Source organism: Neobacillus sp. WH10, from assembly GCF_030123405.1.
In the GTDB taxonomy this organism is placed as follows: domain Bacteria; phylum Bacillota; class Bacilli; order Bacillales; family Cytobacillaceae; genus Neobacillus.
Window position 1 is genome coordinate 730,272 of the sequence record NZ_CP126110.1, and the last position, 17,402, is coordinate 747,673.

Genomic DNA, 17,402 nt, shown 5'->3' on the forward strand with positions numbered 1-17,402 from the left:
GAGATTATGACAAAGGTTCCAAGTATTAATTGGTTATCAGACGTAAATGTATTTGCTGTTAATCGTATTCCTGCCCATTCCGATCACGTTTATTACCAGACGATGGAGGAGGCAAAAAGTGCTGCTCCAATGAGGTTACGACATGAATTGAACGGTAATTGGAAATTTACCTATAATGTTAATCCAGCCAATCGTCCGGAACAATTTTTTCAGCTTGATTTCAATTGCTCAGGCTGGGGAGATATTTCCGTGCCAGGGCATATTCAGCTTCAGGGGTATGGGAAACTACAATATGTAAATACCATGTACCCATGGGATGGCCATAATGAAATCAGACCGCCAGAGATTCCAAAGGATCATAATCCTGTAGGAAGCTATGTGAAATTGTTTACTATTCCTGCACATATGAAAAATAAACCATTATATATTTCCTTTCAAGGCGTAGAGTCTGCTTTTTATGTATGGTTAAACGGTGAATTCGTAGGCTATAGTGAGGACTCCTTTACTCCGGCCGAGTTTGAGCTTACTCCATTTCTCATAGATGGGGAGAATAAGCTGGCCGTTGAGGTTTATCAACGGAGCACGGGCAGCTGGCTCGAAGACCAAGATTTCTGGAGGTTTTCTGGTATTTTCAGGGATGTCTATCTCTATACGGTACCTGAGATTCATGTCTTTGATGCACATGTTCGTGCAGAATTGGACGCCTCTTTTAAGCAAGGAACATTACAAGCAGACCTTAAACTTTTACCAGCTGCTTCAGTCCCTTCAAAAATCATGGCCGAGTTATTCGATGCTAAGGGAAAGTTAATAGCGAAGAAGGATGCTGTTCTAGGTGGTGGAATATGCACATTTTCTATTCCAGTTGATACTCCAAAATTATGGAGTGCCGAAAATCCATATTTGTATAAGCTATTTATTCACGTTTATAACGAGTCCGGCAGTTTGGTAGAGGTCATTCCTCAAAAGGTTGGATTTAGAAGATTTGAGCTTGTTGATAAGATTATGCGCCTCAATGGTGAACGTATCGTTTTTAAGGGTGTAAACCGTCATGAATTTAATTGCCGTAGAGGCCGTGCGATTACAAAGGAAGATATGCTTTGGGATATTAAAACGCTGAAACGCCATAATATTAACGCCGTTCGGACTTCACATTATCCAAATCAGAGCTTATGGTACGATTTATGCGATGAATATGGCATATATGTCATCGATGAAATGAATTTGGAAACACATGGGTCGTGGCAAAAGATGGGTGCAGTTGAGCCGTCCTGGAACATTCCCGGCAACAAGCCGGAATGGGAGAATATTGTCATGGACCGAGCTATATCAATGGTAGAGCGGGATAAGAATCATCCTTCTATCCTAATCTGGTCGTGTGGTAATGAATCATATGCAGGTGAAGTCATTCTTAGTGTTTCTAAATATTTCAAGAAGGTGGACCCAAGCCGTCTTGTTCATTATGAAGGGGTATTCCACGCACGTGATTATAACGAAACAAGCGATATGGAAAGCCGCATGTATGCGAAGCCTGCTGATATTGAAAAGTATTTAAGTGAAGATCCGGAAAAGCCTTACATTAGCTGCGAGTATATGCATGCAATGGGCAATTCACTAGGCGGTATGTACAAATATACGGATTTAGAGCAGAAATACCCTATGTATCAAGGCGGATTTATTTGGGACTATATTGATCAGTCGATAATCAAGAAGGACCGGTATGGCAAGGAATTTTTAGCATACGGCGGCGATTTTGACGACCGTCCTACAGATTATTATTTCTGTACAAATGGTATCGTCTATGCGAATCGAGAACTCTCCCCAAAGATGCAGGAAGTGAAGTATTTATATCAGGACTTTAAGCTGGTGGTGGATCAAACTGGTGTAATGGTAAAAAATGAGAGCCTTTTCTCTAATACAGCAGACTATGAGTTGGAGTATTCCCTATTCCTTGAGGGCAAGGAATTGTATCGAAACACTCTTTTTGCAGCTGTTGAACCACAAAGTGCGGGACGTTTCGAGTTTAACTGGCCTGCAAACATCGCAGCCGCTAACGGTGAATATTCTATTCAAACTTCACTAAAGTTGAATGAAAGCACAGGTTGGGCAGATGTGGGTTATGAGATTGCCTTCGGTCAGTTTATTTTCCAAAAGGGTTCAAGGGATATAGGTGTTCCAAGTGGAGATTTGCGAGTTGCTCACGGTGATGTCAATATTGGTGTTCACGGAAAGGACTTTACTGTTATGTTCTCGAAGCAGGTGGGTAGTTTAGTTTCCTTGAACTATGGGGGGAGAGAAATGATTGCTCTTCCACCGGCACCGTTATTCTGGAGAGCAACAACAGATAATGATCGAGGATTTTCTCAAAGCTTCCATTCCGGGCTTTGGTACGCAGCGAGCTTAGCAAGGGAATGTGTGGATGTCCAGGTTGAAGAAAACAAGAGTCACGTGAGCATTGCATTTACTTATAAATTCTCGATTAACAATGATATCGAGGTTAAGATTGTTTACACCGTTTATCCAGATGGAAGTGTCCGTGTGAAGTCTGCGTATAAGGGCGCTGAGTGTTTGCCTCAGCTTCCGATCTTTGCGGTTTCCTTTAAGGTCCTAGCTGATTATGAACAACTTAAGTGGTACGCACTAGGTCCAGAAGAAAACTACTCTGACCGTGCGGCGGGGGCAAGACTCGGTATCTTTAATAATCAAGTAACTGACAATCTATCAGGCTATTGTTTCCCGCAGGAGTCAGGCAACCGAACCGGAGTCCGCCGAGTCAGTGTGATGAACAGTGATGGTCAAGGAATTAGAATTTCTTCTGTGGACAAACCGCTGGAGTGCAATTTTTCACCATATACAGCATTCGAACTCGAAAATGCCTACCATGTTTACGAGCTTCCGAATATTCATTATACCGTTGTAACGGTGGCAGGAAGGCAGATGGGTGTTGGCGGAGACGACAGCTGGGGTGCACCTGTTCATGATGAACACCTCATTCATGCAAACGAAGACATGGAATTTGAGTTTATGATTCATAGGGTTTAAATACTAGGGAAGAGTCCATGCAGCATGGACTCTTTTCTAGCTAAGTTTCAGCAGGTAAAAGAAATAATCCTATTTTTAGTTAGCTAAATATCCAGATTCATTCATCCGCACCCGTAAGATCCTGTCCATAGATGATATTGAAGTTGTTAATGTAAAAGGTAATTGATTAGTAATTCCTAAAGTTACAATAGGGGGATTTTTGACAAATTCCCGCTATTTAAAGATAAGCATCGTTTCAAAACTTTAGCAACCAATTTAAGAAAAGGTGATGTTTTGTGCTAATTCATACGAATCTAGAAAAACAGCAATTTCATTTAAGCAATGGTAAGGTGAGCTATATTTTTCAAGTGATGAAGAATGGGCACTTGGGCCATCTCTATTATGGCAAAGCATTAAGGCATCGAAGTGATTTTTCCCATTTGCAAACGTATGATGTACCAACAGCCGCAAGCTGTCATGTTTATGAGGATGATCCTGCTTTTAGTCTAGAAACGTTGCGTCAGGAGTACCCTGCTTACGGAAACTCGGATTTTCGGGAACCTGCAATTTCTGTTGGAAAAGACAATGCACCAAATGTTCCGGATTTTAAATATGATTCTTTTAGAATCCTAGAAGGGAAGCCACGGCTTGAGGGTCTCCCCGCAACTTATAGCGATAAGGCAAGTACCATCCAAATCCTTTTAAAGGATGAGTTCCTTCAGGCGGAGCTGACTTTGAATTATACTATTTTTCAAGATAAACCTGTAATTACGAGAAGCGCTTCCTTGAAAAACTACGGCACTGAAAATTTAGTGATTGATCGAATGATGGGAGCATCTGTTGACTTTCCTGATAAGGATTTTATTTTTACTCATTTATCAGGGACTTGGTCCCGGGAAAGGCATGTGAAGGAGCGGAGGCTCGAGATGGGAAATCAGTCGATTTCAAGTCTGCGAGGTGCCAGCTCACACCATCATAATCCATTTTTAGCCTTAAAGAGACTAGAAGCAACGGAGCATACGGGTGAAGTGTTTGGCTTTAATTTTGTATATAGCAGTAACTTCATCATGCAGGTTGAAGTAGACCATTACGATACAGCCAGACTAACAGTAGGGATTCATCCATTCGGCTTCAAGTGGAATTTATTGCCTCATGAAGTTTTCCAGACACCAGAAGTGGTGATGGTTTATTCGAATAAGGGGTTAAATGGGATGAGCCAGGCGTTTCATTCACTCTATCGAGAAAATTTAATCCCAGCTCATTGGAGGAAAGAAAAGCGCCCTATATTAATAAATAACTGGGAAGCCACATACTTTGATTTTAATGAAGATAAGCTTGTAAAAATTGCAAAGTCAGCCAGTGAATTAGGAATTGAGTTGTTTGTCCTGGATGATGGCTGGTTTGGGAAAAGGAATGACGATACATCCTCACTCGGTGATTGGCATGTGGATTTAACTAAACTTCCCAATGGATTAGAAAGCTTGGCTAAGAAAACCTCCAATATTGGAATGAAATTTGGTCTTTGGTTTGAGCCAGAGATGATTAGCCCTAACAGTGAGCTATATCGTGAACACCCAGATTGGGCAGTGGGCACACCACATCAGCGTACATTTGGACGTAACCAACTTGTATTAGATTTTTCTAGACCTGAGATTGTTGATTATCTTTATAAAGAAATGGCTGATATCATTAAACTCACTAAACTTTCTTACATTAAATGGGATATGAATCGGAATATTACTGAAGCATTTTCACAAAAATTAGCTTCAAATCAGCAAGGGGAATTTTTCCATCGCTATATTTTAGGAGTATATAGTCTTTATGAAAGGTTAACCAGTGAGTTCCCCCATGTCCTTTTTGAATCCTGTGCTGGCGGGGGAGGAAGATTTGATCCCGGAATGATGTATTATGCTCCACAAGCATGGACGAGTGATGATACAGATGCCATTGAAAGGCTGAAAATTCAATATGGAACATCATTCGCCTATCCGATTTATAGCATGGGATCGCATGTTTCGGCAGTCCCAAATCACCAAACATTACGGACAACTCCACTTTTGACTCGGGCAAATACTGCTTATTTTGGTACATTTGGATATGAATTAGATCCACTTACGTTATCAGAAGAAGAGCGGGAGGAAATTAAAGGGCAGATCGTTTTTTATAAAAACCACCGGGATTTAATTCGTGATGGTCTATTTTATAGACTGTTGAGCCCGTTTTTGAACAATGAAGCAGCATGGATGGTTGTTAGTCAAGACCAATCGGAAGCGTTGGTAGGGTACTACAAGGTTTTAGCAACCCCAAATTCTCCGAAACAGCAAACGTTACGGCTTAGCGGGTTGAATGAAACTGCGGCCTATTCTGTGGCCGGAAATAATCAGGCCTATTATGGAGATGAACTAATGCAAGTAGGTCTTCAGCTTCCGACTGAGTTTAATGGTGTTAATGGCAAAAGTGCTGAGCGCGGCGGTGACTTTCAGTCACATGTTTTCTATTTGCGAAGTATAGACATAGGTGAAAAAGACAAAAGGATGGAGTAATCTCCATTCTTTTTTAGTAAAATTTTTAGTAAAAATATTGAATAGTTTTACTGGAAGGAGTAAAATTATGCTGAAGATAGTTATTTACTTTTTATCAAAATGAAAAGGATTACATTCACTGGAGGGATAATAAAATGAACGTTAAAGAGCTAGTTACAGCATTTAAAGAAAAATTTGGTACTACACCAGAACAAGCCTTCTTTGCTCCAGGCCGGATTAATTTAATCGGCGAACATACTGATTATAATGGAGGGCATGTGTTTCCATGTGCGATTACATATGGAACATATGCGGTTACGAGGAAACGTGATGATCAGCTCGTCCGCTTGTACTCTGTTAACTTCCCTAACACTGGGATTATTGAATTTGATTTAAATCAGCTAGATTACGATAAAGAGCACAATTGGGCAAATTATCCGAAAGGGATGATTCGATATATTCTCGAAGTAGGATATGAAATTCCAACGGGCTTTGAGTGCGTCATTCATGGAAATATCCCTAACGGTGCAGGTCTTTCTTCTTCTGCTTCGATTGAACTATTAATAGGAGTCCTTGTTGATGGGTTGTTTGAATTAAAGATTCCTCGTCTTGACCTCATAAAGCTTGGTAAAAAGGTTGAAAATGAATTTATCGGTGTCAACAGCGGCATTATGGATCAATTTGCAATTGGGATGGGAATGAAAGATGCAGGTATATTACTAGATTGCCAGACTTTAAAATATGAATACGCACCGATTCAGCTGGAAAATCACAAAATTATCATTATGAATACAAACAAGCGCCGTGAATTGGCGGATTCAAAATACAATGAGCGCAGAAGCGAATGTGAGGAGGCACTGGCCGAACTTCAGCAAAGGCTGCCAATTGAAGCGCTTGGACAGCTTTCAGAAGCCGAATTTGATGAAAATCAACATGTAATAACAAATGAAACGGTCCGCAAACGGGCGAAGCATGCCGTCTATGAAAATGTAAGAACATTGAAGGCACTAAAGGAACTGAAGGCTGGAAATCTAGAGGCATTTGGTCAACTGATGAATCAATCGCATATATCCTTACGTGATGATTATGAAGTTACCGGAATAGAACTTGATCGTTTAGTAGAAGCTGCATGGAACCAGCCTGGAGTAATAGGTGCCCGTATGACAGGAGCAGGATTTGGAGGCTGTGCCATCGCCATTGTTACTAATGAAGAAGTTGAAAATTTTATTGCTAATGTTGGTGCTTCCTATCTAGATAATATTGGCTACGAGGCTGATTTTTATGTTGCCAGCATTGGGGACGGAGCAAAGGAAATCAAAGTGGAGGCGGAAGTGTAAATGAGTATTCTTGTTTTAGGCGGTGCGGGTTATATCGGATCGCACGCTGTTTATCAATTAATTGATCAAGGGTTTCAGGTTGCAGTCATCGATAATTTGCAAACAGGGCACCGTGATGCCGTACATCCACAGGCTGCCTTTTATGAAGGTGATATTCGCAGCCGTGAATTTATGCGGTCAGTATTTGAAAAAGAACAGATTGAAGCAATCTTGCATTTTGCTGCTAACTCACTCGTTGGTGAATCGGTTCTTGAGCCGTTAAAATACTATGATAATAATGTGTACGGCACGCAAATTGTCCTCGAAATGATGAAGGAATTTGATGTTAAGCATATTGTGTTCTCTTCGACAGCGGCTGTGTATGGAGAGCAAAAGGTTGTACCGATTACTGAAGAGGCGGAAAAAAAGCCAACAAATACGTATGGTGAAACAAAATTAACTATGGAAAAAATGATGGCTTGGTGTGAAAAGGCGTACGGAATTAAATACGTTGCCCTTCGCTATTTTAATGTTGCTGGTGCCAGACAGGGCGGGGAGATTGGCGAAGACCATAATCCGGAAACACACTTAATTCCCGTTGTCTTGGAAGCGGCATTAGGAAAAAGACCAGTAGTGATGATATTTGGCGATAATTATGATACCACTGACGGTACTTGTGTTCGTGATTATATCCATGTCGAGGACTTGATTACGTCTCACATATTAGCCCTAAAGTTCTTACAAAATGGCGGGGAAAGCCATTGTTTCAATCTCGGCAGCAGCCAGGGATTCTCAGTAAAGGAAATTGTCGAGACGGCTAAAAAGGTAACAGGTATTGATATCCCCATTCAAATTGGAGAACGTCGTGCTGGTGATCCAAGTACGCTCATTGCCTCGTCGGAAAAAGCAAAGCGTTTACTTGGCTGGAACCCAACAAGAACGTCGATTGAGCAAATCATCACCGATGCTTGGAACTGGCATCAGCATCATCCAAATGGATATCAGAGGTGAAAATGAATGATTAACCAATTAGTTCAACAACTAATAAAACAAGCACTTACTGCCCAATTAATCGAATGGGATGACGAAATATATGCAAGGAATCAAGTTCTGTCGCTGCTTCATTTAAATGATTATAAAGAAGAAGGTAAGACTGAAAACACTTCCCTCGAAATCCCTGAGTTGCTAGAACAAATTGTTGACTATGCTTGCGAGCAAGGAATAATTGAAGACCTATTTGATGAGAAAGAAATTTTTTCAAGTAAAATCATGAATTGTTTGATTGCCAGACCTTCCAGTGTGAATCAGTATTTTTATGAAAAATATAAACAGAATTCACAAGAGGCTACTCAGTACTTTTATGAGTTAAGTAAAAATAGTAACTACATCCAGATGAAGCGAATCCGTCAAAATATTGAATACAAGGTCGCCACGGAATACGGCGATTTGGACATTACGATTAATTTATCGAAGCCGGAAAAAGATCCGAAGAGTATCGAGCTTGAGCTTGCCGCCCAAAAAACGGACTATCCGAAATGCCTCCTATGTATTGAAAATGAGGGGTATGCGGGTAGAATCGGGCATCCTGCCCGCTCGAATCATCGGATGATCCGAGTGAATTTGTTGGATGAGAATTGGTTTTTGCAATTTTCTCCATATGTCTACTATAACGAGCATTGTATCGTATTGTCGGAAAAACATACGGATATGAAAATCAGCCCAGCAACGTTTGCCAGGATTCTATCCTTCGTAGAGAAATTTCCGCATTATTTTCTTGGTTCAAATGCCGATATTCCGATTGTGGGAGGCTCGATTTTATCACATGAACATTACCAAGGCGGGAATTATCAATTTGCGATGGCGAAGGCGGAGGATGACTGGACATTTACAATGAGTGGATTCCCTAATGTCGAATGTTCAGTTGTCAAATGGCCAATGTCAGTGATTCGCCTGCGCTCAGAAGAAGTTGGCCCACTTGTGGAAGCCGGGACTTATATTTTAGCTAATTGGAAAAATTACAGCGATGAAACGGTTGGCATTTTGGCTAAGACAGGTGAGACCCCGCATAACACGATTACACCGATTGCCCGTAAAATTGGGGGATTTTTCGAATTAGACTTGGTTCTTCGTAACAACCGCACGAGCGACGAGCATCCACTTGGGATCTTCCATCCACATGCGGATGTTCATCATATTAAAAAGGAAAACATTGGCCTGATTGAGGTGATGGGGCTTGCTGTTTTACCGGCACGACTTAAGCGAGAGCTTGAAGAGGTGGAGGATTTCATCCTTGGGAAAACAGAGATGATCGCTGACTATCACTTGAACTGGGCAGAAGAATTAAAAGCACGCTATCGGGCTGTTGTTGACAAATCTAATGTGGAGTCAATTGTTAGAGATGAAGTAGGGAAGAAGTTTTTGAGGGTATTAGAGGATGCCGGTGTGTTTAAACGGGATGAAGCAGGGACTACTGGGTTCAAGCGGTTTATTCAAACTTTATGATAAATTCGAGGGTACCTATTTCCAATGATATCCATGAGATGTAGTATGCTGTAAGAGATTTGTAGTAAGGTTTACGGAATATGTAGTAAGTGAGCAGAAATTTGTCGTAATGAGGCTGAAATGTGTAGTTAGAGGTCCAAATAATTGTTGTAATGCTCATAAAGCCCCCTAAAATATGGAGTGTGAGACGATGAAAATAATTGATAGATTAGTTGGAAGTCATGAAAATTCGCCTGTTATCGAATATTCCCTAATCAACGATTCAGGAATGACCGTATCTTTTCTTAATTACGGTTGTGTCATTACGAAGATTATCGTCCCTGACTGCCACGGAAACTTTGAAAATGTTGTACTTGGTTTTGACGAGTTTAAGGACTATCTCGAATTCTCGCCTTACTTTGGAGCGGTAGTAGGCCGGGTGGCGGGAAGAATCAAAGATGCCAGGTTTGAATTGGACGGAAAAGAATACCTGCTCGCAGACAATGAGCATCCAAACCACTTACATGGCGGTAGAAAAGGATTTAGTTCAGTGGTTTGGGAAGCGGAAAAAGTAGAGGAAGAGCAAGCTGTAGGTGTGAAGTTTTTTTATCACAGTCCAAATGGTGAAGAAGGATACCCTGGTAATTTGGACACGAACGTTACGTATCTTTTAAACAATAAAAATGAACTGATTATTACCTTTGAAGGGAAAACAGATAAAAAAACAGTAGTCAATTTAACCAATCATTCCTATTTTAATCTGAGCGGCAATTTAAAAAGGGATTGTTCTGAACATATTCTGCAGCTAAAGAGTGATCGCTTTTTAGAGTTGGGTCCTGATCTTATTCCAACTGGTCAAATGCTGGGTTCCAGGAATACCCCATTTGACTTTCAGCACGGCCGCAGGTTACAGGCAGGGATGAATTCGGCGCATCCGCAAAATGTGCTAGTTGGAAACGGTTATGATCATCCGCTTATTTTTATGAAAGAAGGCGAAAATCAGATTGTATTAAGTGATGAAGAAAGTGGTCGAACGTTATTGGTTACGACGGATCAGCCGTGTGTGGTCCTTTATACATCGAATCAATTAGAAGGACCTTTTTCAATTTCGGGCGTCCCTGCAAGAAATTATTTGGGGGTTTGCCTTGAAACGCAAGGTTTTCCTGATGCCATTCATCATCCAGAGTTTCCGACTATCATTTTAGATTCAGAGGAAGTATACTATTCCACAACGAAGTATCGTTTCTTTGCTAACACATTAGGAGACTGATTTCATGGCTACGATTAAGGATATTGCACAATTAGCGGGTGTTTCGATTGCGACTGTATCCCGCGTGTTAAATTATGACACGACGCTTTCTGTCGGTGATGAGACGAAAAAAAGAATTTTTGAGGCCGCAGAAGAGCTGTCTTATAAAAAGAAACCAGTGAGAAAACAAGAGTCAGTGAAAATTGCCCTGCTGCAGTGGTATACCGAAAAAGAAGAACTTGAGGACTTATACTACATGTCGATCCGGCTTGGTGTAGAAAATCGCTGCCGGCATCTTGGAGTAAATATTGTAAAGTACTTTCAGGACAACTTTGATGAGTTAAAGGAAAATGAGATTCAAGGGCTCATCGCAATCGGAAAGTTCAGCAGTAAGCAAGTAAAAGAGCTGCTTTCAATTACCAAAAATATTGTTTTTGTTGACTACTCTCCGGACGAAGAACGATTTGATTCGGTTGTGATTGACTTTGAAAAGGCAACCGAAAAGGTGCTGCAGCATTTCATTAAAAAGGGTCATGAGGAAATTGGCTATATCGGCGGCAGAGAAGGCTTTAAAGACAAAACCTCAATTATTGAAGACCAAAGGGAACTGGTGTTCAAGAGCTATTTAGAAGAAAAAGGTTTATTAAACGAAGCGTTTATGTACAGTGGCACTTTTTCCGTGGATGATGGCCATTCTTTGATGAAAAAGGCTATTCATGAACACGGTGACAACCTGCCTACCGCATTTTTTGCTGGGAATGATTCTATTGCCGTTGGTGCTCTTAGGGCCCTATTGGAGGAAGGAATCTCAGTTCCAGAGCGTGTGAACATCATAGGGGTGAACGACATCAGTATTTCAAAATATGTGTTTCCATCCTTAAGCACGGTCAAGGTATATACCGAACTTATGGGTGAAACCGCCGTTGATACACTATTGGAACGAATCGAAGGCAGAAAAACTGCAAAAAAAATCTTCATCGGAACCAAACTCATCCTAAGAAACAGCAGTTTCTAACATAAAACCCACCAACAAAGTTGGTGGGTTTTATGCAGGCGTGTACACACCAAGGGTTCGCCTGTTGTCCGCCTAAGGTGGACACTGTCTTTTTACGGTGCCTGACACCATTTTCACTATTTTCATCAAAAGGAAGTTGTCGAATTTTTGGATGTTCCGTATAATGTTTTTATCAGATTTGGTAGCGGTTTCAAAAACAGTGGGCTAAGGGATTGGGGATACTTTATGGGCAGGTTATCTGTTATGGCGTATACGTTTGGTACATTATTTTTTATCGTGAGTTGCTCATTTTCTATTTTTTATGGTGTCAAGGTAGTGACCCATGATTTGCCTAGCGAAAAAAAAGCGCAGGTAAAGTACAACTATCATTTTGTTCTTGTTCCTGAAGAGCTTGATAATGAATATTGGCGTCTTGTGGAGAAAGGGGCTAAGGCGGCTGCTAAGGATTATGGGGTTATGCTTGAGTATGTGGGGCCGAAGCAATCCAATATTGATGATCATTTAAAAGCGATTGAAATGTCAGCGGCCTCTAAAGTGGACGGAATCATGACACAAGGCTTGAGTGACGAGCAATTTACACCATTAATAAATCGGGTTATTGAGAAGGGGATTCCTGTCATCACTGTCGATACCGATGCTTCCAATAGTAAACGGATGGCCTATATCGGAACCGATAATTATTATTCCGGGTATTTAGCGGGAAAAGCGTTAATTGCTGATACAAAGGGAAAGGCAAATGTCGCTATTATTACTGGAAGTCTTTACAAGAACCATCAAATCCAACGGGTAAAGGGTTTTGAAGATGCGGTAAAAGCAGAAAGCGGCATCCAGATCATTGATGTATGGGAATCAGATATTAGTAGAGTTCAAGCAGCTGAAAAGGCATATCAAATATTGCAGGAACATCCTGAGGTTAATGCGTTTTATGGGACAAGTGCCCTCGATGGGATTGGGATTGCTCAAGTAGTCCAGAAATATAAAAATAACGGCCAAATCTATATCATGGCATTTGATACATTGCCGGAAACACTTACATATATTCAGAAAGGAATCATCAACGCCACCGTTGTCCAGGAGCCCTACGAAATGGGCTATGAAGCGGTGATCATGATGATTGATATAATTGAAGGAAAAAAAGTACCCTCCATAATTCACACGAATACTAAGATTTTGAAGGTAGGAGATTTACCGCCAAGTCACCCGGATAGAATGGAGGCGAGACAATGATAATATTCCGAATTCGATCGAAGTTACTCCTCTATTTTATTGTCCTTGTCGTGTTGTTGTCCTCCGTCGGGCTGATTTTTTACAACAGCAGTGAAAAACTTGTGAATGAATATGATGATAGCTTTGAGCGATTTTTGCTGTTAAATGATATCTCGCAAAGAATCAATTTAATTAACGAAAAGCTTCACGCGTATATATTAGATAAGGAAGAATCTTATCTAAAAGACTATCGAAAAGAAAAGGTAAAGCTGATTAAAGATCAAAAAAGACTTTATCAAGAAATGGATACGAATGATATTACACTTATTAATTATAAAAATTTGATTGATAGCTTTTTAGATGAATGTGATGCAACAGTTGGTGCTTTTCAGAAGGATGAAATTAACCAATACTCGAATCATTTTAATGAAGTTTTGAAAATTTCCGCATTCCTTCAAGAAAGTACACTGGCACTGTTGAACAATAAATTGACAGATTATCAAAAGTTCTATGATCAAATGGAGCAGCAAAATCATTATTATAAGCTCATGTCGATTTCTCTGTTTACAGCGGCTTTTTTTCTTAGCACCTTACTAGCGTTGTGGATTTCCGGCGGGATTACGAAACCAATCAGTTTATTATCCAAAGCAGCTAAGGAAATTTCAACAGGGAATCTAACAGGAGATGATATAAAAATCACGACAAAGGACGAATTAAAGCCTTTAACGGAAACATTTAACCAAATGCGGACGAATCTCAGACAGCTTGTAACGGAAATTAAACAGAAGTCGGAACTAGATAAGCTGTTAAAAGAGTTGGAGCTGCGTAGTCTGCAAAATCAAATTAATCCTCATTTTCTGTTCAATACATTGAATACGGTTTCAAAAATGGCATATTTAGAAGAAGCAGAACATACATCGCGGTTGATTGAAGCGGTTGCGGCAATACTGCGTTATAACCTCGGGGATTTAAATAAAGCCTCTACGTTAAGAGAGGAAGTACGAATTGTGAAGGAGTATTTTTTTATCCAGCAAACAAGATTTGGAGAACGGATTCAATTTTCCACCGAGATCGAGGACAGTTGTTTAGATATTGAAATACCGTGTTTAATATTACAGCCGCTTGTTGAAAACGCCTTTATTCATGGGGTTGAATCGTATGAAGACAATGCAGTGATCCGCCTCCATATTTATCGGCATCAAGACCGAATACATGTAGAAGTCATTGATAATGGGGATGGGATGGATGAGACTGTCAAAAACAGACTGCTCACCTATGTTAATGGGACTGAAACGGAGGAAATATACGAACCCGAAAAATCAAAAGGTCACTCAACAGGCATTGGCGTGAAAAATGTGATTAGACGGTTACAGCTTTTTTACCAGCAGAACGACATTTTCGAAATAGAATCAGAGTTGACGAAGGGAACAAATTTTAGATTGACGATTCCTAATGTGGCAAAGGGAGGAAGCAAGCTTGTTGAAAATTCTCATTGTGGATGATGAAGTGCTTGAGAGAAAAGCATTAACGAAAATTATTAACAGCTCATTACTGGACGTAACGGTCATTGGTGAAGCCGCAAATGGAAGAAAAGCAATTGAAATGGCTGTCGAGCATAGACCGGATATTATTTTTATGGATATAAAAATGCCGGGCATTGATGGAGTCCAAGCGGTAAAAGAAATCAAAAAACTAAATTCCCTCATCCGCTTTATTATGGTTTCTGCCTTTAATACGTTCGAATACGCCAAAGAAGTGATGCAGCAGGGGGTCAAGGAATACCTTTTAAAGCCTAGCAGCATACAAGATATTCTTGAGGCGGTGGGGAGAGTTTCAAGCGAAATTCTTGAGGAAAGAAAGCATCAAGAAGAACAGCAAAGTCTGAGAGAAAATTTAGACCGTGCCGTTTCGATTGCGCAAAAAGAATGGATTTCATCTCTTTTAGTGAATCAAGTGCAGGATATTACCTTTGATGAATGGAGCAAGCTGTTAGGGGTAGAAATTACTTCGGGGTATATTATGTTGTTTACTTTACAACAGCTTGGTCCATCCGAACTCGCTGCAAGCGAAAAGCAAAACTTGTATACCTGGTTGAAGGATACCCTAAAAGCCGTCGTTAAAAAGCATGAAATCATGATTGGGCCGATAACTGACACACAGGTTCCGGTTTTATTCCTTTGCAAAAAGGTGACAGAAAAAACATATTTTAAAACAAACGCACAACAGATTCTTGAGAGCTTTATTCGTTTTTTCAATAAGGAAAGCTTTAGAGGAGAATTAAGGATTGGGATTGGTCATCCGTACAGCCAGGCCCATGAACTGAATAAGTCTTATCATGAAGCGGTTATGGCATTGGAGCAACTTTTAAGAATGCCTAATCGGAGATATTTATTCTGCGACAAGCATGGAACTGCCTTTGAAGTGCCTGCTGAATCAGGTTTTATGGAGGTAGAGAAAAAGCTGTTAGATGCTGTAAGGCAAGGAGATGTCAATCAAGTCTTGTTTATTTTTGATTCATTTGTCACAAAGCTCGAATCGAACAAGACGATAAAACCATCATCGGTGAAAAAATCATTTGATGAGTTGTTTATTCTCCTATCCCGGATGCTTCACGATCTAGGCATCAATTATGAACGGATTCCGGCAATCGACGAGTCTGAGGATATCTGGCTTATTTTTGAAAAAGGGAAAACACATCTGCTTGCGGTCGTTCAGCATGTACAGTTGTGGCGGAATAATCATGCTAAAGGAATGCTGCAAAAGGCAAAGGAATATATCGAAATCCATTTTTCTGAATCTATTACATTAGAATCAGTAGCCGAATATGTCGAGCTTAGTCCCTTTTATTTTAGTAAATTATTTAAAGACCGGTTTGGCTTGACGTTTATTGATTACTTGACAGAAATAAGAATTAAGCATGCCAAAGCGGAAATAGTGAATCAGGGAAAAAGCTTAAAGGAAATTTGTTATTCAGTAGGCTATAAAGACCCGAACTATTTTAGCCGCGTATTTAAAAAGGCAACCGGCTTGTCCCCAACTGAGTATCGTAAAGTAACGGTAAGTTAAAAAATAAGACCAACCAGAGGTGGTCTTATTTTTTTATGGAAAGAACTTCGGTAATTGTCTAGCTCCAGTGTACAACCCACTCCTCCCTACGATAAGTCAACATCGAATCGCTTCCGCTCTTCGTGTTTCCTTTATCTCAGTCGAAGTAGGCCCCTTGCCATACGTCGCTAAACGTGCGCTTCCACTTTTCTGTTTGCGACCGTTTGCAAAATAATCTAGATATTCACAAATATGTGCTATTGATTGGAACTATTGCATCGATTCTCCTGATGCTAACATATGTGTAAGGGCTTACACAAGAGGCTGAGGTAAGCAGATTCGCATAGTTTATCAGCGCCTCTTTATCAAAAAGTAAAAGGAGAATGATCACATGCTTAAGAAGAAAAAAGGGTTAATTCTATCTTTAACGGTTGCATCTAGTATTCTATTGGCGGCAGGATGCAGCAGTTCAACCAGCGGGTCTGATTCTGGCAAAGGTAAGGAAGGCAGCGATCTTCCTGCTGTTGGGGCAACAATTTACAAGTTTGATGACAACTTCATGTCTTACGTTCGCCGAGCAATGGAAGATTCAGCAAAAGATAAAGTAAAACTGATGTTGAATGACTCGCAAAACGACCAAGCAAAACAAATTGAGCAAGTGGATACGCTCATTGCCAAAGGGGCAAAATCATTGGCCATTAACCTTGTTGATCCAAAAGCAGCGCAGACTATTATTGACAAAGCGAAGCCAAAGAATATCCCAGTGATCTTCTTTAACAAAGAGCCAGATGCTAACGTTTTGAAAGGCTATGATAAAGCTTACTATGTTGGAACAACTTCTTCAGAATCAGGCGTTCTTCAAGGGGAATTAATCGCAAAAGCATGGGAAGCAAACAAAGATAAATATGATAAAAACAAGGACGGTAAACTCCAGTACGTATTACTAAAAGGGGAGCCAGGACACCCAGATGCGGAAGCCCGTACGAAATTTGCAGTAGATACGGTGAAACAAAAAGGAATTCAAGTAGAAGAATTAGCAATGGATACGGCGATGTGGGATGCAACGAAAGCAACTGAAAAAATGGATGCTTGGTTAGCAAAATACAGCGACAAAATTGAATTTGTTATTGCAAACAACGATGGTATGGCACTAGGTGCCATTGCATCGCTTGAAAAAGCAGGATACTTCTCTGGCGACAAGTATATGCCTGTAGTTGGTGTGGACGCGATTCCAGAAGCACTAGAAATGATTGAAAAAGGCAAAATGATTGGTTCCATCTTAAATGATGCGAAAAACCAAGGTAAAGCAACCGTTGAACTTGCTACAAACGCTGCAAAAGGGAAAGACGTCTTAAATGGAACAGAGTGGAAGCTAGACGATAAGAAAGCCGTTCGTGTACCTTATGTTGAAGTAACAAAAGATAATATCCAAGTTGGTAAAGATGCGTATAAATAAGATTTAGCAGATTTAGATTAAGAGAAAGCGCCGGTCCTGTGGCAGCCGAAGGGTTTGCCCTTAGGCGCTCTCCGAACGAAGGAAAAGCTCCTGC

At 40.5% G+C, this 17,402-nt stretch carries 11 protein-coding genes; all 11 read left to right on the forward strand.

What is annotated here, in order from left to right:
* The first annotated feature begins 6 nt into the window (after positions 1 to 6).
* The 11 genes from lacZ (at position 7) to mglB (ending at position 17,308) form a co-directional block, all read left to right on the forward strand.
* Positions 7 to 3,039: a beta-galactosidase, LacZ type gene (lacZ, locus tag QNH20_RS03390; protein ID WP_283921527.1), complete on the forward strand. Its 3,033-nt coding sequence runs from the start codon at positions 7 to 9 to the stop codon at positions 3,037 to 3,039.
* A 275-nt stretch (positions 3,040 to 3,314) separates the two neighbouring features.
* Positions 3,315 to 5,561, forward strand: a complete 2,247-nt coding sequence (locus QNH20_RS03395; RefSeq protein WP_283921528.1) for an alpha-galactosidase — start codon at positions 3,315 to 3,317, stop codon at positions 5,559 to 5,561.
* 134 nt (positions 5,562 to 5,695) lie between these two features.
* Positions 5,696 to 6,877 carry a galactokinase gene (locus tag QNH20_RS03400; protein ID WP_283921529.1) on the forward strand — a complete coding sequence of 394 codons (1,182 nt, stop codon included), beginning with the start codon at positions 5,696 to 5,698 and terminating at the stop codon, positions 6,875 to 6,877.
* A complete protein-coding gene (gene galE / locus QNH20_RS03405) occupies positions 6,878 to 7,867 on the forward strand; it encodes a UDP-glucose 4-epimerase GalE (RefSeq protein WP_283921530.1) in 990 nt (329 codons plus the stop codon).
* Between the two features lie 6 nt (positions 7,868 to 7,873).
* Entirely contained in the window at positions 7,874 to 9,358 is a 1,485-nt protein-coding gene (gene galT / locus QNH20_RS03410; protein WP_283921531.1) for a UDP-glucose--hexose-1-phosphate uridylyltransferase, read from the forward strand.
* Between the two features lie 190 nt (positions 9,359 to 9,548).
* Complete coding sequence (locus tag QNH20_RS03415) at positions 9,549 to 10,607, forward strand: aldose epimerase family protein (protein WP_283921532.1); 1,059 nt, start codon at positions 9,549 to 9,551, stop codon at positions 10,605 to 10,607.
* Between the two features lie 4 nt (positions 10,608 to 10,611).
* Positions 10,612 to 11,601, forward strand: a complete 990-nt coding sequence (locus QNH20_RS03420) for a LacI family DNA-binding transcriptional regulator (protein ID WP_283921533.1) — start codon at positions 10,612 to 10,614, stop codon at positions 11,599 to 11,601.
* Between the two features lie 225 nt (positions 11,602 to 11,826).
* Positions 11,827 to 12,828 carry a sugar-binding protein gene (locus QNH20_RS03425; RefSeq protein WP_283921534.1) on the forward strand — a complete coding sequence of 334 codons (1,002 nt, stop codon included), beginning with the start codon at positions 11,827 to 11,829 and terminating at the stop codon, positions 12,826 to 12,828.
* Complete coding sequence (locus QNH20_RS03430) at positions 12,825 to 14,309, forward strand: sensor histidine kinase (RefSeq protein WP_283921535.1); 1,485 nt, start codon at positions 12,825 to 12,827, stop codon at positions 14,307 to 14,309. The genes QNH20_RS03425 and QNH20_RS03430 overlap by 4 nt, the downstream gene beginning before the upstream one ends.
* Positions 14,284 to 15,873, forward strand: coding sequence for a response regulator transcription factor (locus tag QNH20_RS03435; protein ID WP_283921536.1), 1,590 nt, complete (start codon positions 14,284 to 14,286; stop codon positions 15,871 to 15,873). The genes QNH20_RS03430 and QNH20_RS03435 overlap by 26 nt, the downstream gene beginning before the upstream one ends.
* 370 nt (positions 15,874 to 16,243) lie before the next feature.
* The gene (gene mglB, locus QNH20_RS03440) at positions 16,244 to 17,308 is read left to right on the forward strand and encodes a galactose/glucose ABC transporter substrate-binding protein MglB (RefSeq protein ID WP_283921537.1); all 1,065 of its coding nucleotides are present in this window, start codon (positions 16,244 to 16,246) and stop codon (positions 17,306 to 17,308) included.
* Positions 17,309 to 17,402 lie beyond the last annotated feature (94 nt).